The organism is Rheinheimera gaetbuli (assembly GCF_054781935.1).
Genome location: NZ_BAAGTL010000028.1, coordinates 520,258 through 543,497, shown reverse-complemented (window position 1 = coordinate 543,497; position 23,240 = coordinate 520,258). Strand labels below are relative to the sequence as shown.

The following is a 23,240-nucleotide window of genomic DNA, read 5'->3' as shown; positions in this document are numbered from 1 at the left end:
TAGTGACAGTCGATGATGCTGAATTATTTAGAGTTTGAGCAACCAATTGCTGAACTTGAAGCAAAAATAGACGAATTGCGTAATGTCAGCCGTAATGGCGACTACGATCTGAGCCTGGAAGAAGAGATCAACAAACTAAAAGAAAAAAGCCAGGTTTTAACTAAGAAAATTTTTGCTGAGCTGGGTGCCTGGCAAGTGGCGCAGTTGGCGCGTCATCCGCTGCGGCCTTACACACAGGATTATCTGCAGTATATGTTTACTGACTTTGATGAGTTGTGTGGCGATCGTACTTTTGCCAATGATCAGGCAATTGTTGGTGGTACCGCCCGGCTGGGCGATACGCCGGTCATGGTAATTGGTCATCAGAAAGGCCGTGACACCCGTGAAAAAATAAAACGCAATTTTGGCATGCCACGCCCGGAAGGCTATCGCAAAGCACTGCGATTGATGGAAATGGCAGAGCGTTTCAACTTACCCATTGTTACCTTTATCGACACACCTGGTGCTTATCCGGGGATTGGTGCTGAAGAGCGCGGCCAGTCTGAAGCCATTGCCCGCAATTTAAAAGTAATGGCGGGGTTAAAAGTGCCGATTATTTGCACTGTTATTGGTGAAGGTGGCTCGGGCGGGGCGCTGGCTATTGGTGTCGGTGACAAGGTCAATATGCTGCAATACAGTACCTATTCGGTTATATCCCCAGAAGGCTGTGCGTCTATTTTATGGAAAAGTGCCGAGAAGGCCCCTCTGGCAGCCGAAGCTATGGGCATTACAGCTGAGCGTATTAAAGAGCTTAAACTGATTGACGAAGTGGTTGCTGAGCCTCTGGGCGGTGCGCACCGGTCGCCTGAGCAGATGGCGCAAACATTAAAGCAGGCGCTGCTGAAGGATCTGCAAAAGTTACAAAAACTTAGCTGCAAGGAATTGCTAGACAGCCGCTATAAGCGTTTAATGTCTTACGGCTATTGCTAGACGTTCGTCGCAACTAAAAACCAGTGCCACTGCACTGGTTTTTTATTTTATGCTAGCCTGTTTGCTGTAAATTAACGCCAGAACACACTATGTCCAAACTCAATCCGCATTGGTTGTTGCAACAGCTTGCACTAACGCCAGACCAGCAAGTGGTTTTAGCCCTAAGTGGTGGCCTCGATTCAATGGTGTTGCTGCATTTGCTTGCTTTGGCACGTGCTGAGCAGCCCTTTGCACTGCAAGCGGTGTATATTCATCATGGCATCAGCCAGCATGCGTCGGCATGGGGCGAGTTTTGCGCACAGCAATGTGCTGCACGACAGGTGGCATTTTCGCAGCGCAATGTAAGCTTGAAAGGTAAAGATAATCTGGAATTTAAAGCCCGTAACGCACGTTATGGCGCCTTGGCCGAGTTTATTGTTTCTGCCCGGCATGTGCTGTTAACGGCGCATCATGGCGATGATCAATTTGAAAGTTTACTGCTGGCGTTAAAGCGCGGTACCGGTGCAGCGGGCATGGGCGGGATGAAGCCCGCCCGGTCCTTTGCTGCCGGCCAACTGTTAAGACCACTACTTGGAGTTAGCCGGCAACAGTTACAGCAATACGCTGCAACGCATCAGCTTAGCTGGGTAGAAGATGACAGCAACGCCGATATGCGTTTTGAACGCAACTTTATCCGCAGCCAGGTAACGCCACTGTTAAGTCAACGCTGGCCGCACTTTATCAGCAGTGTTGGTCGTAGCCTGGAAAATATCCAACAGTTGCAGCAACTGCTGGATGATTACAGCACAACAGATTTCCAGCGCTGCATTGCCGGTGACACTTTGCTGCTGCCTGAGCTGCTCAAATTAACCCAGGCGCAGCAAAACTACATTGTCCGCCGTTGGCTAAAACATTGGCAACTCAACCCGTCTTTACAGTGGCTGCAAGTATTGCAACGCGAGGTTATAGCAGCGCGCGAAGACGCCAGTCCGGCGTTACAGCTGGAGCACTATCAGCTGCGTCGTTTTGCTGACGCTCTGTATGTGCTAACAACACAACAGTGTCAGCCGGTTAAGCAACATTTAGTCTGGCATAAAGAAGCAGAAGTTATTTTGGCGCAGCAGGGGGGGGTCTTACATTTTGCTACTGAAGCAACAGCACAAGCCTTGCCGCTAAGCGATGGTAAGGTAGAAGTGGTGTTTGGCCAGCTCAGTTTACGCTTTAAACCTTATAATTCAGCACACAGCAAACCTTTAAAGCAGTGGTTTAAACTGTGGCGGGTGCCGCCGTGGCAGCGTTTGCGTATACCGCTGCTGCTGGTAGACGGGCAGTTGCTGTTGGTTGCGGGCTATAGCTCTGCAGTAGCCCCGGCCCATGCCAGCTACTGGGTTAGCTGGCAGAGCTGATTTAACGCCTCAAGCCACCCGCACTGTGCTTTTACCGGCATTTTTAGCCTGATACAAGGCTGAATCTGCTGCGTTAAACAATAGCATTGTATCCTGCTCTGGTCTTAACACTGCCAGACCTGCGCTGGCACTGACCTGGTATTCCTGGCAGATATGATGCTGGTTTATGGCTTTAACCACCCGCCGGGCAACCAGCTCAGCGCTATTGGCTTCCTGGCCTACCAGTAACACAGCAAATTCATCACCGCCAAAGCGGAACAGTTGATCAGAAGCCCGCAAGGTATCACGCATATTATTGGCCACGGCCAGTAACACCTCGTCACCTGCCGCATGGCCGGCGTTATCATTCACTTGCTTAAAATTGTCCAGATCCAACAGTAGCAGTGCTAAGTTGCTATTGTTACGTTTGGCCAGTTGAATGGCGCTGTTAATAGCATCGTCAAAATAACGCCGGTTGCCCAGGCCAGTCAGGGTGTCACGCATTGCCAACTGTTGCAGCCGCACCACCACCAGGGCGTTGCGTAGCGCAAATAACCACTCACTTTCCAGTAACAGCAGTTCACGCTGGATAAGCGGAGTAAAAGCGTACTCGCTGTGATAGGTCAGCTCTGCCAGGCATTGTTGGTTTAACACCAGCACTGAACGGTATTCAAACTCTGCATTCTGGGAACCGCTGGCTGAAAAAGTGCCGACAGAGGTTTTCAATTGCATTGATGATAACGGCAAAATCTTGCCTGCTGCCATGGACACAATATTTAACTGTTGCTGCAGGTCTAATGTAGTTTGCAGCTGGCTTACCAGGCTTTGCTCCTGACACTGCGGCAAGTCTTGCCAGTGTTGCAGCTTGGTTAGAGCAGCGTAGCTTGGCGCGGTGTTTAACGCGACGTCTTGAACTAACAGGTATTCCATAGTGACAATCCGCTATTTGCTTTATTTGGATATAGCAAATAGCGGGCCATAAATTATAACTAAACAAATACAATAACTTAAGCTGGATCGAATGGTGTTTTACTGACGGCGTCAAGCTATTGGCGGATTATTCGGCAAGAAATTGCAGAATAGTATCCATCTGGTTGTTGGCATCCTCAAAGCCCAGTTGGAGCAGTCGGCGAGTATATTGTTGCTCAAACAACAAATAACTGGCCAGGCTGGAATCGGAATGTTGGCGAATACCGGTCAAACGCAGCAGGGTGCGCACTGGCATAGGTAATTGTAAAAAGTGCTCACTGGCAAGCTGTCCCAAATTTTGGCTGGGATTAATGAGTAAGCTTTGCACCTGTTTTAGATCGGATGGCACATTATGTTTTTGCATCAAAGCTATGGTGCTGTTGACGCGCTGCATCCGTTCTAAATCAGAATTTAACGTATCAGCAAACACGGTATCGAGTAAATGACCGGCAATAGTTGCCAGGTCTGGATGGTGCAGCATGCGCTGGCTAAGCTCATTTTTACGCGGGTCAGCCAGGCCGATGATCAAAATTTTGTCGGCACCCAAATGAATGGGGGCGCTTAGCGGAGCCAACTGATTAAGCGAACCATCGCCAAAATATTGCTGATGAATACGTACAGACGGAAAAACTAGCGGAATAGCTGCAGACGCCATCAAGTGATGCACACCAAGCAGCGTTCGCTGGCCGCAGCGTTTAGCACGGCGCCATTCAGCTGCATTGTCTGATTGGAAAAACGTAATAGAGTCACCATTGCTGTAGCACGATGCCGTGACTGATACACTGGATAAGTAGCCACCAACGATATTTCGGTCGATGCGTTTCAAATCCAGTACCTTGGTTAATAGCTGGCGCAGTGGTTTATTATCGAACAAACTTACTGCGGTTTTGTTAGCGTAATCTGCCTGAAAAGCGCTGAATATGCCGCGCATGATCTGCCGGAACACCCGCAGATAATCCGAATAGTACACCTGATCAGTATGAAAATTACGCCAGATCCACTCCACCTTTTTTACACCCAGATGAAAACACGAGGCATAGCAGGCCAGGGCTGTGCCGTTAATAGCTCCTGCAGAAGTGCCACAAATGATCTGAAACGGCAGTTTGCTGCTGCGCGGATACTGCTGCGCTATGGCTTTGAGCACTCCCACCTGATAGGCGGCTCTGGCACCGCCACCGGTAAGCATTAGTGCCGTTTTTCGGGTTTTATTTAGGTCTTGGTCTGACATGATAAGGTTGAACTTTTTTCCTTTTACAGGCTCACTGCTATGTATATTGCTGGATTTACTAAAGAATGCAATGCTTTCTCGCCATATTGCTGGCGCCCGACACAGAGGTTGTTATGACAGAGCAAAAAACAGGCGACAGCCAGACTTTTTTCTACCTGGGTATTTTCGCGGTAATTGTCGCTATTCTGGCCGCGCTATGGTTGTTGCTGACAAAAGAACAAAGCCCGTTGACAGTGCCCGTTGCTATACCGCCGGCAACAATGCCGGTAGCACAGCCAGAGCCAGAAGCCGTTATTGAGCCCGAGCCTGTCGCTGCGCCGCAGCCAAATGCGGAACCGTTAGTTAAGCCTGCAGCTGAAACGGAGCCAGTAACTGTACCTGAACCCCCTTTGCCGGCACTGGACGATTCAGATACGGAAGTAACACAGCGCTTGTTGGCGCTGAACTGGCGGCCCGGGCTGGCTAATTTGTTTGTCTCTGAAGACATGTTACGCAATCTGGTGGTGCAAGCTGATAATATTGCACAGGGCCAACTCGCGAGCGGACACCCGTTACTGCAGCCGCTGCAACAACGCTTCAGTGTGCCTGCCGGGCAGCCACTATTGCTGGCTGAAGAGAGCTTTGCGCGTTATCAGCCATACGTACAATTGCTGGAAAGTGTGCCACCGCAGCAAATGATTGCCTTGTTCAACCGTTACGAGCCTTTAATGCAACAAGCGTTCTCTGAGCTGGGGTATCCTGATGACTTATTTAAAAACCGCCTGTTGCAAGCCATAGATGTGCTGTTAGCCACACCTGAGCTACAGTATCCTTTGCAACTTGAGCGGCCGTCGGTAATGTATCAATTTGCCGATCCACAGCTAGAGCAACTGCCTGCAGCGCAAAAACTAATGTTGCGCTTGGGCCCTGATAACCAAAAACGGATTAAAGCGCTACTTAAAGACTATAAAAAGGCTTTGCAAGGTTAAATTGCAGCTGGCGTGCTCTTGCAACAGCACCTGCTTTTTAGCATAATGCGCGCCTGCTGAGGTTTTAGCAGTACAATGGTAACCCCATTGGTCCTCTCGCAATACTAGTAGGCGAACCTGGTCAGGTCCGGAAGGAAGCAGCCACAGTTTATGACGTATGTGCCGGGATGTGGCTGGTGGGGTTGCCACCCAAGTCCCGTTTTCGTAAATAGTCCTGTTTTACAATCTCCAGTGCGTCCAATACCAACGTAGTGTCTAACTGATGTTGTTCCAGTAGCAAAATCAGGTCAACCGCCAGTTGCATAGATGGCGGTGCCTGCGATAGTTGTGGCTTAATTTCCTGTTTACTCATTGCTGTCAAGAAATTGCCTGGCCCGGGTTACTGCCTCTTTTACTTTCATCTGCATCTCAAAACGTTCGCTTTGCGGCAGGTAAAATGCCATATCTACTTCATAACGAATATAGCGTGGTGGCAGTAAATTCAGCGAGATACAGCATAAGTCTGCCAGATACTCCTCATCTTTTTCAGTATCCAGTCCCAGTTCAACAATATGATCCAGCGTCAGTTTTTCGTAATAGTTATGAATGTCATCATCCAGTTTCATGCTCTGCTCCGCGTTGGCTGTTGCTGTGGCAAGCATAATCAGCTTTTGCGTAAAACTCCACCGAAAGATTGAGTTGCTTGCGACGGCTGTTACAATGCGGGCAAAACTCCAAAGTGAAGAATTAGCATGCAAAAAAATACTACACCCTGTTATTACGGTGATTACCTGCAACTGGATAAGATTTTGACGGCGCAAGCACCAGAGAGCGCAAAATATGCCAATGAAGCCCACGATGAAACGCTGTTTATTATTGTGCATCAGGTATACGAGCTGTGGTTTAAGCAAATCCTGCATGAACTGGAAGCGGTATTACAGGTTTTTGCCGGCGAAGAGGTAAAAGATGAGCAGCTTACCGGCATAGTGCATAAATTAAAGCGGGTTATTACTATCCAGCAATTGCTGAATCAGCAGATTGGTGTGATGGAAACCATGACAGCACAAGACTTTATGTCGTTCCGTGACTATTTAGTACCAGCGTCAGGTTTTCAGAGTATTCAGTTTAAAATGCTGGAAATTGGCCTGGGTTTAAAAAGTGAATTTCGCATCGATTTTGATAAAAACTCGTTTTACAGCCGGTTAAACGAAAAGGACCGCAATTTTCTGCAGCAGCTTGAGCATCAACCCAGTTTGTTTGAGCGCATTGAAAAATGGCTTGAACGCATGCCGTTTCTCGAGTTAGACGGCTTTAGTTTCTGGCAAATGTACCAGCAGGCAACAGCAGCGATGTTAGCCGAAGATAAAAGCACTGTGCAGAGCATTGTACAAATTGCCGAACACGAGCGCGAGGCGCAACTGGCTGAGATTGAACGCACCGCCGAGAAGTTTGCCGCCTTGCTGGATAAAGACAAATACCAGCAATTACAGCAAAGTGGTACTTTCCGTTTAAGTCAACGCGCGATGTTAAGCGCACTATTTATCAGCCTGTATCAGGAAGAGCCGGTATTTAACCTCCCGTTTCAGTTATTAACGTGTTTAACCGAAATTGATGAGCTATTCACTATTTGGCGCTATAAACACGCCATGATGGTACAACGGATGCTTGGAACCAAGATTGGCACTGGCGGTTCATCCGGCCATGATTATTTAAAACGCACCACTGAGAAAAACCGCATTTTTACTGACTTGTTTAATATGGCGACTTTTTTATTACCCAAAGCTGACTTGCCGGTTTTGCCACCGCAGATAAAACGCCGTTTAGGTTTCTATTTTGCCGGCGAAATCTGAACCGCAAAGGGTAAAAGCAGCCTTAAATAATTGCAGGTGTAACTGCACCAGCGCCGCGATGTCGCGCTGGTAGCCGCCGCCAATAACAGCCGCAACAGGGATGTTGCGTGCGGCGCAGTGCTGTAACACCATTAAATCGCGCTGATACAGCGCGTTGGTAGAGATATTCAACAGGCCTAGTTCGTCATCGCGGTGAATATCGACTCCGGCGTCAAACAACACCAGATCGGGCTGATGCCATTGCAGCAAGCTGCTCAGGCTCTGTTCCACCGCTTGTAAATACTCACTGTCGCTGCAGTCTTTTGCTAAACCAATATCCCAGTCTGAGGTTTGCTTGCGATAGGGGAAATTTTTCTCGCAGTGTAACGAGCAACTGACAATACGGGGTTCGTCAGCCAGCAACAGTGCAGAGCCATCGCCCTGATGCACATCTAAATCAAACAGCAGGATTTTATCCAGGCCTTGTGCCAGCAGGGTTTTTGCGGCTACCACTAAATCATTAAACAGACAAAAGCCTGAACCCTCTGCATAAAACGCATGATGATAACCGCCACTTAAATGCAGCGCGACACCATGCTGCAGTGCCAATTTCGCCGTTAGCGTAGTACCGCCGACTGAGTATAACGAACGTTGATAAAGCTGTGCTGACCAAGGAAAACCTATGCGGCGCATCGCTTTTTTATCAATGCTGCCATCGGACAAGCTTTGGATATAGGCCCGGCAATGCACCAATGCCAGCGTGTCAGGGGTTATTGCTGTCGGGCTAAAAAAACGCGTGGCAGGGACACCCAGTTGCAGTAGTTTCTGATAAAGGTAGCGGTACTTTTCTATTGGGTAGCGGTGACGCTCTGGCAGCGCCAGGTCGCTATAGCAAGGGTGGTAAACCATAGCAGGCAAGTTGGGTAATGTCACTTTAGCCACGGCGCTCCAGATCCTGTATTTGCTGCTCAACGTCAAACAGTGCTTTGCGGCATCTACCCAGCCGGGCGTGCAAGGCCAACGTACGAGGCACAGCATCAGCTGCGTTATCACGGTTAGCCAGTGCTATCATATCCAGCAAACGTCGTTCAAACTGTTGAATTTCGCTTAACTGTTGATACAACTGCTGGCTACTGGTATTTACTTGCTGTAAGACAGCTTTGGCTTTGGCCACTTTAGCGCCAGGCGTGCGACGTGTTTCTACATTGCGAAACGCTTGTGTTAAAGCGCTGGTTTGATCGCTAAGACGTTGCACTAACCGTTGCCGGGTTTCACCGGTCAGTTTGGTATCGCTCAGATGACGCAGATTACGCTGCGCATCGGCGACATAATCTGCCAGATGTGGCGAGCGGCAGCTAAACAAGCCGCTATCAAACCAGTTTTGTGGTTTACCGGCAGGGGGCTTAGCATCCAGCTGCTCGGCCTGCTGTCTTAGCTGTTGTAACTGGTGTTTAAGCGTGGCCAGCAAATCCATTTAGCTGCTCCAGGCTTGCCAGGCTAACCGCACGGCAATGGCAATCACCACGCAGATAAACACTGGCCGGATAAAACGGCCGCCAAATTTAATTGCCGAATGTGCACCAATCCAGGCGCCCAGCATCAGACATAATCCCATGGCAATGCCCAAAGCAAAATTAACATGGCCTAACGCTATAAAGGCCACCAATGAAAAGCCGTTGCTAACAAAATTCATGCTGCGTGCCACTCCGCAGGTAAGCAGCAGGTTGATGCGGTACAGCGCCATGGTAGACACCATCCAGAAAGCTCCGGCGCCAGGGCCTGCTATGCCATCGTAAAACCCCAGGGTGAATCCTTGCGCGCGTTGTTGCCAGAACAGTTTTTTGTCCTGGATGGGTAGGTCTAGCTTGTCATCCGGTTGCATCCGGCTAAACAAGCTATACAGCGCAGCTAATAAGATAAGTATCGGCAGTATTTTTTCCAACGCTTCTGTACTTAACATGTCCACCACTACTGTGCCGAGCACAGCACCGATGGCAGTGAACAACAAGCTGCGACGCCAATACCAAGGGTTAAACAGTTTCTTACGGTAGTAAGCCAGTGATGCGGTAAGAGAGCCAAATGTTGCAGCCAGTTTGTTTGTGCCAAGTACAACATGGGGTGGTAACCCCGCAGTTAGTAACGCCGGCACTGTAAGCAAACCGCCACCACCGGCTATTGCATCTATAAAGCCAGCGGTAAAAGCCACCACACACAAAATAGCTAACAAGCTGGGATCAGCGGTAAAAACGTCAAACACGGCAAAATCCTGTTATTAATATTCAATATGGCGTGAAAAAGGCGGCAGAGCATTTAACATCGCGCTGCCATATGACTTGCTAACCAGGCGTCGGTCAAGAATAACGATACGGCCCTGATCCTGCTCTTGTCGCAGCAGTCTACCACAGGCTTGCACTAATTTTCGCGACGTTGCCGGTATTGTCAGTTGCAAAAACGCATTACCGCCTTTTTTTGCAACAGCCTCAGCAAGGGCTTCTTCCAATGGTGAAGTAGGTACAGCAAATGGCAACTTAGTGATAACCAAGTTCGTCAATAAGTTACCGGGTAAATCTAAACCTTCAGAAAAACTTTGCGTACCAAATAATATACTTGTCCTGTTATGTTTACAGTTTTCGCCATGCAACTGTAATAAAGCTTGTCGAGATGCTTCACCCTGTACCAATAATGACAGTCCTGTTTTACGCAGTATTTCTGCTACCTGTTGCATTTGCCAGTAGGAGGCAAACAACACCAGGCTGGCTTGATTGTCTGGCAAAAAGCCAGGCAATAAACTGGCGAGTTCTTCGGTATAAGCGTGCTCAGTAGGTTCTGTTTTCATCTTTGGAATAACAATCTGGCCTTTTTCAGCATACGCAAACGGTGAGGCAACCTGTAACGTTGTTACGCCTTCAAAATTGGCTAACCCCAAATCATATTTAATGTACTGAAATGAGTTCAGTGCGGTTAATGTTGCTGAACACAACACCACAGCAAACGCATCATTGAACAATAATTGCTCCAGCTTAGCGCCCACCCCTAATGGGCTGGCATGACCGACAAGTTGCTGCTCGTTATGCAGTTCCACCCAGCGTGCCTGTTGTACATTCTTGTCCTGTGGTATGGCATATAGCTGCCACAGAGCCTGTTGCTGCTCCAGTTTTTGTTGCAGATATCCCAATTCCTGCAATAGATTAAGGCTCTGTTTTAAAGGCAGTTTTTGCTCTGTGATATGCTCTTGTAAATGCTGTTGTACTTTTTCCAGCTGGCTTAATGCTTTCTGGCTTATCTGCGCCAGTGGTTCAGCTTGTTGCTGCACTAACTTGGGCAAAGCCGCGTCAACAAAACGAAAACTACTATTCTCGTTAAACCAGCGCGGTTTAAATTCACTAACGCAGCGTTCTATTGGCTTTAGCAATGCTGCTAATTCATTACAACCGTCAGCAAAACGCAGAATGTCTTTCATTGCACTGGCGCTAAGCACGGCGATAAGTTGTTGCTGCATAATGTTGGCTTTATCAAGCCAGTTACTGTTGTGGCTAAGTTGAGCTTGAGCTGCAAAAAATTCACGGGCGCTTTGCGGTAAATGATGCGCTTCGTCAATGACATATATTGTATCTGCCGGTGCTGGAAGAATGCTGTTGCCACGGGCTAAGTCTGCCAGCAGCAATGCATGGTTAACTACCAGCACATCAGCAGACTCAAGCTCGGCACGAGCCAGATGAAACGGGCAATTAGCATGGCGGCGGTCGGCTTTGCTACAGTGTAGCGGGTCGGCAACTATGCGTTGCCAGAGTGGCTCTGCTAACGGACCTGACAGCGTATCTCTGTCGCCTAACCACTGGCGTTGTTGCCATTTGTCTAACAGTGTTTGCCAGTCAAACTCGGCTGTAGATGCAGTGGCAAACAGCTCAGGATGTTTTTGTTGCTGGCGCAGACGCTCTACGCAAGCATAGCGATGACGGCCCTTTACCAGGCTAAATTCAAACAATAATTCACTGTGTTGTTGAAAAAACGGCAGATCTTTGTGTACCAATTGCTCTTGCAATGCCACTGTTGCGGTGGCAATAACCACCTTTTTTTTCTGCGCCAGCGCGAAGGGGATAACCGCCAACATATAAGCCAGCGATTTACCAGTGCCGGTGCCGGCTTCAATTAAACCGATACGTTCATGTTTGTGATAATTGCCGGCAATTATCTTACTTATTTCCGCCACCAGCTGGTTTTGCCCGGCCCGGGGCTGATAATTTGGCAGCGCCGTTTTAATATTGCTGTGAATGGCGCGGATTTTATTTTTTATCGGCTCGGTTAGCATAACGTTTATGTATTTATATACAGTTGTTTGATTGTATATGTTATTCAGATGTTGAGCGACAATTTTAATTGCAAATTGTTCCGTAAAGCAGTTGACCCTGCAGAAAAGTTGCGTTTATTATCGAAGAGCGACAAATCGGAGGTTTTCCGAGACGAGCAGAGTACCAAACGCTATTAAAGGTTGGTAACTGAGAAAAACAGAATCACTAGCTAAGAGTGATCCAGGGAGAAATACATGTATACGAATAATAAATTAAGCAAAGCAGTGCGGTTGGCCATCGCATTTGGCGCTGCTTCTGCAACTGCGTTTACCGCATCAGTAAATGCGCAGGAAGAAGGCGCTGAAAAAGTTGAACGTATCGAAGTTACCGGTTCACGTATTAAACGTACCGATCTGGAAACTGCAAGCCCGATTTCAGTATTCTCTGCTGAGGATCTGGAAACTGCCGGTTTTGCGACGTTAGAAAAGTTCGTGCAATCTTTACCTGCAGTAAACGGCGCGGCTCAGGGTTCAAACATCAATAACGGCAGTAACGGTAGTGCCACAGTATCACTGCGCGGTCTGGGCGCTGGCCGTACTTTGTTATTAGTAAATGGTCGTCGTACAGCATTTAGCGATCTTAACGCTATTCCTATGTCCTTCGTTGAGCGTGTAGAAGTGCTGCGTGATGGTGCGTCAACTGTATACGGTTCAGACGCGATTGCCGGTGTTGTTAACTTTATTACTAAAACTGACTTCGAAGGTGCTGAATTCGTTGCCCAGTATGACCTGACAGGTCATGGTGACGGTGAAACCACCAAGCTAGCGGCAACTATTGGTACTTCAAGCGAAAAAGGCAACGTGGTACTGTCGCTTGAGTACACTAACCGTAACGAAATCGGCCAGAAAGACCGTGATTTCTCTGCATGCCCGCTTGCCGATGATGGTAACGGTGGTGTTCGGTGTTTCGGTTCTGGTACTAGCGCTATGGGTACCTGGACATCACTGACCCCTGGCTCGGCTTTCACAAGCATGGTTGTTGATCCCGTCACTGGTGAAATCCGTAAATTTAACGGCGCAACTGATGCGTTTAACTTTGCAACTGCCAGTAAAATGGTTACACCTCAAGAGGTGTTTTCTATTAACGCGGCAGCCAGCTACCAGTTAACCGATGATACCCGTGCCTTTATGGAAGGTGGTTTTACTAACCGTCAGTCAGACCAGCGCATGGGTGCAGAGGGTACTTTCTGGGGACAGCGTGTAAGTGCAGATCATCCAAACAACCCTATCGGTGAAGAGCTGGTAATTAACCGTCGTTTGGTAGAGACCGGTGGCCGTGCGTTTACCCAGGATTTCTCTGACTACCGTATGGTACTGGGCCTGGATGGTTATTTAGATAATGGCTGGTCATGGGATGCGTCGTACAACTATACCCGTTTCGTTGATACCCGCATTGATTTTGGCCGCGCTAACCCGAAACGATTTGGTAACCTGACTAACCCGGCATTATGTGCTGCTGATGCGGCATGTCCTGGTTTGTGGAACCCGTTTTCTCCGGGTACATTGACATCGGCAATGATAGACTACGCTTTCCTGCCTAACTCGCCGGTTGTGCGTGGCGGTACTAAGCAGTTGCAGGCGAATTTGTCAGGTGATTTAGGTTCGTTTGAATTACCAGCAGGCCCAATTGCCTGGGCAGCCGGTGTTGAAAAACGCTGGACTGAGTATTTGTTCCAGCCGGATGGTGCGGCACTGATCGGTGAGATTTTCTCTGTAGCTGGCGAGAAAACAGAAGGTTCTTACGATGTACAAGAAGCTTACGTTGAAGTTAGTGTGCCTCTGCTAGCAGATTTGCCGGGTGTCGAGTCGCTGAATTTATCAGCAGCAGTGCGTAGCTCTAACTACGACTTCCTGGATTCAACCTATAACTCTAAGATTGGTCTGGAATATAAGCCATTCGCAGGTTTATTAGTGCGTGCTACCCGCGCCGATGGTTTCCGTGCACCAAGCATCACTGAGTTGTTTGCACCGCAGCAGGAATCTAACCTGTCATACAATGAGCCTTGTACAGGCTATGGCTTACCGGGTGCAACACAAAGCGCTAACGTAAAAGCTAACTGTGCGGCAGATGGCTTGCCAGCTAACTTTACGTTGTCGTCAAACCAGTCTTCTTCTCTGACAGGTGGTAACCCTAACCTGACACCTGAAGAGTCAGAGAGTTTAACTTTTGGTGTGGTATACACGCCTGATTTCATTGAAAACTTCAGCATCGCGTTAGATTATTTCGATATCGAAATCACTAGTGGTATCGGTACTGCCGGTACCAGTAACATCATCAACGGCTGTTATGAAAGTGCTAATTTCAGCAGCCCACTGTGTGCACTGTTAGTTGGTGCAGCAGCAGTTGACCGTGTACCGTACCCAACGTCACCACGTCGTGATGTATTAGGTGCGATGTCAGGTATTCTGGTAACTAACGCTAACCTTTCTACCTTTAATACCTCTGGTGTTGACTTCGACGTTAACTACGCGTTTGATGCCGCAGGTGGCCGTGTTAAATTGCGCTTAGACGGTACTTATGTAAGAGAGTACAACTATGTGCCATTTGCCGGTGCAGATGCAGTTGAGCTAGCAGGCTTCTACGGTGAAGATAACTGGGAAAACACCGTTGCAGCGTTTGCTGATTGGCGTGCCAACTTTACGGCTGGTTACACCGCAGATAACTGGAGCCTGAACTGGACTGCGCGTTATATGTCTGGTACTTATGACGTAGATGTTGATCTGGCAACTAGCACTAACACCAGTGACTATGCTAACTCAGTTATCTATCATGATATACAGGGTAGCTACTTTGTTGACAATTACACCTACACCTTTGGTGTGCGCAACCTGTTTGACAAGCAGCCACCTTATACAACCAACAATAATGATATGAACACAATAAGCCCGTCTTACGATCTGGCAGGTACTTACCTGTATGCCCGTATGGTGGTTAAGTTCTAATCTTGATTGAAGGCAAGATAATTGCCTTATAAAAAAGGAGCCGTAAGGCTCCTTTTTACCATCTGTCACGAGCAGAATTTTTGCGTTTTATTGATACATGACAAAGCGCACTGGTGTAAACACCTCACACAATACCTGCATTACTAATAGTCTCTAGCAATCTGGCCCAGTGAAGATAGGTAAATGACACTACAGCAATTATTTCAACAGGCGCTAACGAGCTACCAACAAAACAGCTATGTTAATGCGGCAGAGTTACTTCAGCAAATTACCAAAGCGGCGCCACGACATCCTGCTGGCTGGCACTTATTAGCACTGACGCTGCGCAAGCAAGGCAAACTTGAAGAGAGTGAGCAATGCTTTAATTTTTGTCTGCAGCTTAACCCGCATGATGCTGATGTGCTTAATAATTTCGCTAACCTGAAACGGCAGCAGAAAAAGACTGTTGAGGCTGAGCAGCTATTCCGTCGTGCCATAAAACTAAAACCTGATTTTGTCGACGCGTGGTATAACCTTGGTTTGTTGTTAAGTGCGATAAAGTGTCATAACGAATCGATTGAATGTCTGCAGCAGGCGCTGCAGCTGCAGCCAACACATAAATCTGCTTTACTGGCATTGGCCGTGGAATACATGCACATCGGGCAGCTGGAAGAGGCGGGCAAATTGCTGGAGTATGCGGTTGGCCAATATCAGAATGACTGTGATGTTAGCCTGTTATATGCACAGCTATTACGTAAGCAAGGTTTTTTTACCAAGGCAATTGAGCTGGCGTTGCCCTGGCAGCAGCAGCTGGCGGCAGTTAAGGAACTTGCATTGTGCTATTGTGCAACTGGGAATGCTGAGAAGGCTAAACAGCTGATTAGCAACCAGCTGGAATTAGCTCCAACCGATCCGTCGCTATTGCATTTAAGTGCTGAGTTAGGTTGGCAAAATGCTGATCCGGACTGGCTTGCCGGCTACCAAAGGGCGCTAAAGCAACAGACAGTATTGCCTTTGGTTTATCTGGAATATGCCAACAAGTTACAAAAAACAGCTGATTTCAGCGGCGCTGAGCAAATTGTTGATGCCGGACTAAGGAACGCTGCTGATAATGGCGGTTTATTATTGCTAAAGGGCTATTTACGCCGAGAAGCTGGTGACTTTGCTGAGTCGTTAGTCTGGTTGACTAAGACTGCGGATTTTGAAGCCGATCCCTCTGAAGCATTGAGCGAACAAGTGGTGAGCTTGTTGGCATTACAGCATATTGGATCTGCAATTGAGCTGGCCCAAAGCCTGTGTCACGCCAAGCCTTTAGATCAGGCACGCTGGGCGCTACTTGCCGCTTGTTATAAGCAATGCCAGGATAGTGATCGATACCGGCAGCTCTATGACTTTGAGCATTTTATCCGTGCATTCACGCTTGAAGCGCCACAGGGATTTACTAATGTTGCTGATTTTAATCAGCAATTGCTAACTAAGCTGCATAGCCTGCATACTAGTAGTCAACATCCTCTGCAACAATCACTTCGCCAGGGTACCCAAACTGAAGACCATTTATTCTATCGGCAGGACCCTTTGCTGCAGCAACTGCAACAGCAAATTACAGCGGTTGTTACACAGTATATTACGGCATTACCTGACGACAGCGCTCACCCATTTTTACGTCGCAAGACAGCAGATTTTCGTTATAGTGGGGCTTGGTCGGTCAGGTTAAGACAGCAGGGGTTTCATCGAAACCATTATCATGGCGATGGCTGGATAAGTGGTTGTTATTACGTCAGTATTCCAGCTGCAGTGAACAAGGCAGGCAGCGGCTGGATTAAGTTTGGTCAGCCGGAATTGGGGCGTCACCTTATTACCCAGCCTGATTATTTAATTAAACCTGAAGCTGGCCTGTTGGTGCTATTTCCGTCAATGATGTGGCATGGCACTGAGCCGTTTAACGATGAGCAATACCGTGTTACCGTGGCTTTTGACATAGTGCCACAATCGCACGAGGACTAATTATGAATGAGAATAAAACCCACTTTTGGGGTAGCTTTAGCAACTCTCAAGCTTCTGATGATAAGTTGCGCCGGCATCCTGAAGCCATTGAGATGTCACGCGCAGAAATGTTCCTGGCTTCCTGCAGCAATATTTTGCGCAATGTTTATGGTTTTACGACAGCGGTGGAAAAGGGTTATGCCACCGATGCTGCGGGTAAGCCGTTACCGTTGTTTACCTATCCGGCGATAGAGTATCTGCAGCAATTTGACCTACGCGACAAACATATTTTTGAATATGGCGCTGGTGGCTCGACACTGTTTTGGCAGCAACGCGCCAAGGCTGTTGTGAGTGTGGAAAACAATCCTGGTTGGTATAACCACCTTAAGCCGCAGTTAGCTACTAACGTAAAGCTGCATTTGGCCGAAGGCAATCAATTTCCCTGGTTTATTGAACAACAAGCATCAGGCTTTGACATTATAGTTATTGACAGCGCTGGCTATCGTTATGACTGTGCCTCGGTCGCAATCAATAAGTTGAATCCTGGTGGTTTAATTATTCTCGATAACGCCGACTGGCATCCGAATACAGCCGCTTTATTGCGTCAGCAGGGCTTATTACAGGTCGATATGACAGGTTTTAAACCGGGTGAGTGTCATACTTCTACCACATCGCTGTTTTTTCACCGAGAGTTCAATTTTAGCGCCAGCGCAGGGCGACAACCGCACTATGGCATGGGCGCTAAACTGATACATTCAGCAGATTGGGACAGGCCTTATGCCAAGCGTTAGCATGCCTGTTTATCCACTCGTGGCAGGAGTAGCAATATCATCAGCGCTAAAAAGCGGGAGTATTAAGCAATGACAGATCAGGGGCTGCTGCTACCCAAAGAAGTTAGATTGCAACAATTACATCAACAATTGCAGCAGTCGGTCGCACAAAAGAATAGTCTTAATGTAGTAGCACTGACTGAGCAAATATTAAATATTACTCCTGCAGATGTTGGTTTACACCAATTATTGGGGGATGCCTTTCCGCTGTTGTCCAAGCGCGATACTGCGCGTGTTGAGCTACAAGCGCTGGTAGAGAAATACCCTTATGCGTATAGCAGTCGTTTAATGCTGGCGCGGTACTTAGAGCTGGAAAAAGATACCGAACAGGCTTTTAAACACTATCTTATTGCAATTAAAACCGCCAACTTACGTGGCTTTTGGTTAAATCAGTTATCAACTGCGCCCTGGGCCAGACCTTTTGTTGCGCATGCTACCGGCTTTACTGAACAGCAGCGTCAGCAGCAAGTGAGGCAATGGTTGGAACCCTTGCAGCAACAGTTTGGTGAGCAGGCCATGCGGCGGGTACGCAAAGCGATGTTAATGTATAGCGGTGAGCTACCGCTGCAAATTGCAGACAGCCGGCAGGCTCCAACATTTTTATATATTCCGGATTTACCGATTGCGCCGGTATTTGACCGCCACCTGCTGCCTTTCGCGGAACAATATGAAGCGGCCTATAGCGACATAAAGGCAGAAATGCTGGCGGTACTGGGTAGTAAAGACAAGTTCAGTCCGTTTCAGCAGGAACAGCATGGTGACTCCTTGACTGCAGGCGGCGACTGGGATGCTTATTTCTTTTATCGTCATGGCAAAACTTATCAACTGCACCATCAGCAATGTCCAGAAGCGTCCGCTGCACTTGCCAGCTTACCGCTAGTACATATCGATGCTCATGCGCCAGAGGTTTGCTTTTCGCTCATGACGCCAGGAGCACATATTTTACCCCACCGGGGCGTGACGAACAGCCGGGCAGTGTTACACCTGGCCTTGCAGGTACCTGAACAATGCCGCCTTAACATTTGTGATATTGTTGAGCTTAAATGGCAGGAAGGTAAAATATTTGCTTTTGACGATACCTATAAGCACGAAGCCTGGAACCGCAGCCAGCACCAGCGGGTGGTATTACTGGCAGATATTTGGAATCCGTACCTTGAAATAGAAGAACACGTTGCAATAACTCAACTTATTGAAAATATTGGTGTTGCTAATAAGTTTACTGCGGGGGTTACGTTATTGGATGGCTAGTTGTAAGCAATTGTATACGTGAGATGCATTGATAGCATACTGTTAAGCAACTGTTCATTTGCAGATTCCCGAAAATATGTTGACCCCGTTCAAAACTTACGTTTATTATCAGGCAGCTCCGTTATGCATATAGTTAACGGAGTCTTTTCCGAGTCAAGCAATTACACTGCGGAAGACAATCAAAGAAGCGTACAAAATACGTACAAATAGAATCACTGTAGAGTGATCCAGGGAGAATTCATTATATGTACACGAATAACAAAATAAGCAAAGCCGTGCGCGTGGCTTTAGCTTTCGGTGTGGCATCAGCTTCTGCTTTAAGTTTTCAGGCTGTTGCAGCAGAAAACGCAGAAGTAGAAAAAGTAGAACGCATCGAAGTTACCGGTTCAAAAATCAAACGTATTGGTGAAATGGCGCCTACGCCAGTTACTGTTATCACTGGCGACGGCCTGGTTGATGCTGGTGTAGTTAACGTTGCAGATTTACTGCACAAATTACCTAACACTCTGGTGGGTATTTCACCAGAAACGTCAAACAGCACCATTTTTGCCAGCGGCTTAAACAACACGGACTTACGTGGTTTAGGTTCCAACCGTACTCTGGTACTGGTAAATGGTCGTCGTTTTGTTTCCGGTGCACCTGGTAGCAGCGCGGTTGACTTAAACAACATTCCGACGGCAATGATTGAGCGGATAGAAATCACTACCGGTGGTGCTTCTGCAGTGTATGGCTCTGACGCTGTTGCTGGTGTGGTAAACATTATTACCAAAACCAGCTATGACGGTGTAAAAATTGATGTATCTACTACCCGGCCAACGCAAAGCGGCGGTGAAGAAGAGTATGCGTCTATCACTTTTGGCTCTGATGTTGGTAAAGCTAACTTTGTGGCTAACCTGAGCTTTGCGAAGCAGGGGCAGATCTCTTATCTGGACCGCGACTATCTGCGTGACGCGCCTATAGCACCGCAAAACCCGGATTTCGACTCTACTGATCCAAATAGCCCGCTACGCACTGTGTGGGGTTATGGTCAGCAGGTATTAGCATCTTACGCCAAAGCCGGCTCTTTTGTTGTAGGCGGCGTGCGTTATACCTTTGATGACAACGGTGCTATGCGTCCACAGCAATTAGGTGAGCCATTACCTCGACTGGTAGGTGGTCGTCAGGACTATTTGGGTGGCGAAGGTTACAACTTTGCTGAAAACTCTTATATGCGTACCCCGCTGGACCGGATAAACTTTGTTACCCATATGAATTACGAGATCAATGATGATCACCGTATGACAATGGAGCTTAACTTGTCTCGTTCAGAAGCTTACGGCGAAAGCTCTCCGGCTTTCCTGTTCTTTAACTTACAAGGTGACAATGCCTTAATACCTCAGGCTACTCGTGACCTGATAAACACCACTGCAGCCAAACGTGTTGGTTTGGGCTACCTGGCATCTGATTTTGGCAACCGTCAGTACAGTCAGGATCGTACCTTAGCGCGTATTGCACTGGGTTTTGAAGGTGTGCTGTCTGATATGTGGTCATATGATGTGTATGCCTCTACCGGCCGTGTACAAGCTGACACCCAGTGGTTTGGTGAGATGTTTGAAGAGCGTTTTTATGACGCGGTTGATGCTATTCAGGATGCTGACGGCAACGTAGTATGTCGTGATGAAATTGCCCGTGCTAACGGCTGTTTACCGCTGAACATTTATGGCCGTGGTATTTATGACCAGGCAGCGTATGATTGGGTATCAACTGATGCAATCCGTCGTGCTTCTATTACGCAATCTGTTGTTGGCGCTACCGTAAGCGGTGATCTGATGGAATTACCAGCAGGTTATGTGGCAGCGGCATTCAGCGCAGAATACCGTAAAGAAATGTCAGACACCCTGCCAGATCCAGCGATGCGCGCAGGCTTGTTGTTTAACAACCAGTCACAGCCATTAAAGGGTAGCTTCGATGTATCTGAAGTGTCTGCGGAAATTTCAATTCCATTATTAGCCGATGTTGCATTTGCTAAAATGGTTACTCTGGAAACGGCGTTCCGCTACATGGATTACTCTTCGTCAGGCACAGACAACGCCTGGAAAGTAGGTATTAACTGGGAAGTAACTGACGATCTGCGTGTGCGTTTAAACCGCTCTAAGTCAGTACGCGCACCTAACATTGGCGAACTGTTTAACCCACCAGGCCAGACCTTCCGCTCAATCACAGACCTGTGTGCTGTAAGCCAACGTGGTGGTTTGAGCCCGCAGTACAGAGATAGTATTCTGGCCAACTGTGCGGCGCAAGGCGTGCCGGTTGACTTTGAACCGTCAGAAGACTGGAAGCGTTCAACCCGTCCGGGCTTTATTATCGGTAACACTGATCTGAAAAACGAAGTGGCTAACGACATTACTATTGGTTTTGTCTACACGCCGTCTTTTGTAGAAGGCTTAGGTATTACAGTTGACTACTGGAGCTTTGAAGTTGAAGATGCAATCAACAGCTTCCTTGGTAACGATGTGGTTAAATACTGCTACCAGTCTTCTTCACTGGACAACCCATACTGCCCATTGTTAGAACGTGATCCAACCACGTTTGAAATTACCAACTTCTTTGAGAAGCCGGTTAACTCGGCCACTCAGGATGTATCTGGTGTAGATATTGAGACGTCATACCGTTTTGATAGCAGCCTGGGTAATTTCAACTTCCGTTTGATCAGTACTTACATGAGCAAGTATGAAGAGAACCCAACAGGTTTCGATGAAGACTTGATTGACGATTTAGGTGAAATTGAACAGCCTAAGTGGAAGCACCGCTTTACTACAGAGTATACCTATGAAGATTTCTCTGCCGTATTGTCGATGACTCACCGTTCGTCAACAGTTACCAGCAATGACTGGGCACCAAACCAGAACAACTATAACGATATTCCGTCATACACTACGTTTGACTTAACGACTCGTTATAACGTTAATGATGACTTACAGGTACGTTTTGGCGTGTTAAATATGTTTGACCGTAACCCACCACGTATCCCTAGTGCATACAATAACGGTTATGCGTTTGACGTAATTGGTCAGCGTATTACTGCTGGCGTAAGCTACAGTTTCTAAACGATTAAGTTGTAACCTTTGAAAAGCCGGCATAGCGCCGGCTTTTTTATTGCCTTGAACTTGCGTATAGCTAGAATATTTCCTAACGTCTAAGCGGTATAAACTTTTACCCGGTGTTGAAATAGCCAGTTAGCTGCGCCGGTCTTATCAAAGGCAACAAAACCCAATTACTTTAAGGATGACACAATGAAACATTCACAAATAACAATGACAGTTGGCGCTTTGGTAGTCGGCGCATTGTCAGCAGTAACCACCAGTGCTAACGCCAACCCGTTTACTGCGGTAGAGCTGGCGTCGGGTTACGAGATGGTGGCTGGCGAAGGTAAATGTGGTGAAGGCAAATGTGGTGAAGATAAAGCCAAAAAAGCCAAAGAAAAAATGAAAGAGGGCAAATGTGGTGAAGGTAAATGCGGCGAAGATAAAATGAAGGAAAAAGCCGACAAAATGAAAGACAAAGCCAAAGAAGGTAAGTGCGGCGAAGGTAAATGTGGTAGCGACAAAGCCAAAGAAAAAATGAGCGACAAAGCCAAGGACGCCAAAGAAAAAGCTAAAGAAGGCAAATGTGGCGAGGGCAAGTGTGGTGAAGGTAAATGTGGCGGTAGTGTATAACATTCTTTGGTTAGGGCCTGCATCAGCAGGCCTGTTATTTTCAGGAATTGAGCAATGATAGTGCCTTCAACAACGCCGTTGACAGGGGCAGGCTTAGGCCTGCGCCGCGAAATGCTGGCCGATATTCTCAACGCTAAACCGGCACAAATTGATTTTTTTGAAGTCGCGCCGGAAAACTGGATCCCGTTTGGCGGCAAATTACAAAAGCAGTTTCGCCAACTTAGCGAGCAGCATCGCTTTATTTGTCACGGCTTGTCATTGTCAATCGGTAGCCCGGAGCCACTGGATGTAGTTTTTGTGCGACAGGTAAAGCAGTTTTTGCGTCAGCACAATATCAGCTTATACAGCGAGCATTTAAGTTATTGCTCGGGCGCCGGCCATTTGTACGACTTATTGCCGATACCCTTTACCGAAGAAGCCGTGCATTATGTAGCAGCTCGGGTAAGGCAGGTACAGGATATACTGGAGCAGCCGTTGGTGCTGGAAAATGTTTCCTACTATGCTGCGCCCGGCCAGCAGATGTCAGAACAAGACTTTACCCTCGCGGTGCTGCAGGAAGCTGATTGCCAGCTACTACTGGATGTAAACAATATTTATGTCAACTCGGTAAATCATCGTTATGATGCACTGCAGTTTTTACGCGCTATGCCAAGCGAGCGTATAGCGTATTACCATATCGCCGGCCACTTCAATGAGGCAGACGATTTGTTGGTTGATACACATGGCACGGCGGTAATAGACCCGGTGTGGCAGTTGCTGGGGCAGGCCTATCAGTGGCACGGTGTTAAACCTACACTGCTAGAGCGCGACTTTAATATTCCGCACCTAAACGTGCTGTGCGAAGAGTTAAATAAAATCAAAGTTTTGCAGCAAAGTAGTAATGATAACCTGGCATTGAGGGCGTAAAC

Annotated in this window: 18 protein-coding genes, 1 other RNA gene and 1 pseudogene; 12 read left to right on the top strand and 8 right to left on the bottom strand. The window is 47.7% G+C overall.

Annotated elements, in window-relative coordinates:
• The first annotated feature begins 12 nt into the window (after positions 1 to 12).
• Both accA and tilS read left to right on the top strand, forming a co-directional pair.
• Positions 13 to 969, top strand: a complete 957-nt coding sequence (gene accA, locus ACYVIC_RS19035) for an acetyl-CoA carboxylase carboxyl transferase subunit alpha (protein ID WP_460862474.1) — start codon at positions 13 to 15, stop codon at positions 967 to 969.
• Between the two features lie 89 nt (positions 970 to 1,058).
• Positions 1,059 to 2,354, top strand: a complete 1,296-nt coding sequence (gene tilS / locus ACYVIC_RS19030) for a tRNA lysidine(34) synthetase TilS (protein WP_460862472.1) — start codon at positions 1,059 to 1,061, stop codon at positions 2,352 to 2,354.
• A gap of 9 nt (positions 2,355 to 2,363) precedes the next feature.
• Here tilS and ACYVIC_RS19025 read toward each other — a convergent pair whose 3' ends face one another.
• Both ACYVIC_RS19025 and ACYVIC_RS19020 read right to left on the bottom strand, forming a co-directional pair.
• Positions 2,364 to 3,263: a GGDEF domain-containing protein gene (locus tag ACYVIC_RS19025; protein WP_460862470.1), complete on the bottom strand. Its 900-nt coding sequence runs from the start codon at positions 3,261 to 3,263 to the stop codon at positions 2,364 to 2,366.
• 127 nt (positions 3,264 to 3,390) lie between these two features.
• Positions 3,391 to 4,530, bottom strand: a complete 1,140-nt coding sequence (locus tag ACYVIC_RS19020) for a patatin-like phospholipase family protein (RefSeq protein WP_460862469.1) — start codon at positions 4,528 to 4,530, stop codon at positions 3,391 to 3,393.
• A gap of 113 nt (positions 4,531 to 4,643) precedes the next feature.
• Here ACYVIC_RS19020 and ACYVIC_RS19015 point away from each other — a divergent pair, with 113 nt between their 5' ends.
• Entirely contained in the window at positions 4,644 to 5,498 is an 855-nt protein-coding gene (locus tag ACYVIC_RS19015; RefSeq protein WP_460862468.1) for a DUF3014 domain-containing protein, read from the top strand.
• A gap of 85 nt (positions 5,499 to 5,583) precedes the next feature.
• Positions 5,584 to 5,680: signal recognition particle sRNA small type (gene ffs, locus ACYVIC_RS19010), an RNA gene on the top strand.
• A gap of 29 nt (positions 5,681 to 5,709) precedes the next feature.
• Here ffs and ACYVIC_RS19005 read toward each other — a convergent pair.
• A pseudogene (locus ACYVIC_RS19005) lies at positions 5,710 to 5,850 on the bottom strand (DUF2496 domain-containing protein); the annotation flags it as partial.
• Entirely contained in the window at positions 5,843 to 6,103 is a 261-nt protein-coding gene (locus ACYVIC_RS19000; RefSeq protein WP_460862466.1) for a late competence development ComFB family protein, read from the bottom strand. The pseudogene ACYVIC_RS19005 and the gene ACYVIC_RS19000, both read right to left, overlap by 8 nt.
• Positions 6,104 to 6,229: 126 nt before the next feature.
• Between ACYVIC_RS19000 and ACYVIC_RS18995 the strand changes: the two genes are divergently transcribed.
• A complete protein-coding gene (locus ACYVIC_RS18995) occupies positions 6,230 to 7,327 on the top strand; it encodes a tryptophan 2,3-dioxygenase family protein (RefSeq protein WP_460862465.1) in 1,098 nt (365 codons plus the stop codon).
• On the opposite strand, the gene ACYVIC_RS18990 is transcribed toward ACYVIC_RS18995, so the two are convergent.
• From ACYVIC_RS18990 to dinG, 4 genes are read right to left on the bottom strand one after another with little or no spacing between them, the layout of a single operon-like run.
• Positions 7,298 to 8,248: a histone deacetylase family protein gene (locus ACYVIC_RS18990; protein WP_460862463.1), complete on the bottom strand. Its 951-nt coding sequence runs from the start codon at positions 8,246 to 8,248 to the stop codon at positions 7,298 to 7,300. The two genes, ACYVIC_RS18995 and ACYVIC_RS18990, sit on opposite strands and share 30 nt — an antisense overlap.
• The gene (gene priC, locus ACYVIC_RS18985; protein WP_460862462.1) at positions 8,241 to 8,780 is read right to left on the bottom strand and encodes a primosomal replication protein PriC; all 540 of its coding nucleotides are present in this window, start codon (positions 8,778 to 8,780) and stop codon (positions 8,241 to 8,243) included. The genes ACYVIC_RS18990 and priC overlap by 8 nt, the downstream gene beginning before the upstream one ends.
• A complete protein-coding gene (locus tag ACYVIC_RS18980; RefSeq protein WP_460862461.1) occupies positions 8,781 to 9,563 on the bottom strand; it encodes a sulfite exporter TauE/SafE family protein in 783 nt (260 codons plus the stop codon).
• Between the two features lie 15 nt (positions 9,564 to 9,578).
• Positions 9,579 to 11,615, bottom strand: coding sequence for an ATP-dependent DNA helicase DinG (dinG, locus tag ACYVIC_RS18975; RefSeq protein WP_460862460.1), 2,037 nt, complete (start codon positions 11,613 to 11,615; stop codon positions 9,579 to 9,581).
• 234 nt (positions 11,616 to 11,849) lie between these two features.
• Between dinG and ACYVIC_RS18970 the strand changes: the two genes are divergently transcribed.
• From ACYVIC_RS18970 to ACYVIC_RS18940, 7 genes are all read left to right on the top strand, one after another.
• Positions 11,850 to 14,597: a TonB-dependent receptor domain-containing protein gene (locus tag ACYVIC_RS18970; protein WP_460862458.1), complete on the top strand. Its 2,748-nt coding sequence runs from the start codon at positions 11,850 to 11,852 to the stop codon at positions 14,595 to 14,597.
• Between the two features lie 183 nt (positions 14,598 to 14,780).
• Entirely contained in the window at positions 14,781 to 16,580 is a 1,800-nt protein-coding gene (locus ACYVIC_RS18965; RefSeq protein ID WP_460862457.1) for a putative 2OG-Fe(II) oxygenase, read from the top strand.
• Between the two features lie 2 nt (positions 16,581 to 16,582).
• Complete coding sequence (locus tag ACYVIC_RS18960; RefSeq protein WP_460862455.1) at positions 16,583 to 17,350, top strand: O-methyltransferase; 768 nt, start codon at positions 16,583 to 16,585, stop codon at positions 17,348 to 17,350.
• A gap of 69 nt (positions 17,351 to 17,419) precedes the next feature.
• Positions 17,420 to 18,637, top strand: coding sequence for an aspartyl/asparaginyl beta-hydroxylase domain-containing protein (locus ACYVIC_RS18955; protein WP_460862454.1), 1,218 nt, complete (start codon positions 17,420 to 17,422; stop codon positions 18,635 to 18,637).
• Positions 18,638 to 18,882: 245 nt separating this feature from the next.
• The gene (locus ACYVIC_RS18950; RefSeq protein ID WP_460862452.1) at positions 18,883 to 21,723 is read left to right on the top strand and encodes a TonB-dependent receptor domain-containing protein; all 2,841 of its coding nucleotides are present in this window, start codon (positions 18,883 to 18,885) and stop codon (positions 21,721 to 21,723) included.
• Between the two features lie 186 nt (positions 21,724 to 21,909).
• Complete coding sequence (locus tag ACYVIC_RS18945) at positions 21,910 to 22,332, top strand: HvfA family oxazolone/thioamide-modified RiPP metallophore (RefSeq protein WP_460862451.1); 423 nt, start codon at positions 21,910 to 21,912, stop codon at positions 22,330 to 22,332.
• A gap of 54 nt (positions 22,333 to 22,386) precedes the next feature.
• Entirely contained in the window at positions 22,387 to 23,238 is an 852-nt protein-coding gene (locus tag ACYVIC_RS18940; RefSeq protein ID WP_460862449.1) for an HvfB family MNIO-type RiPP peptide maturase, read from the top strand.
• The last annotated feature ends 2 nt before the right edge of the window (positions 23,239 to 23,240 follow it).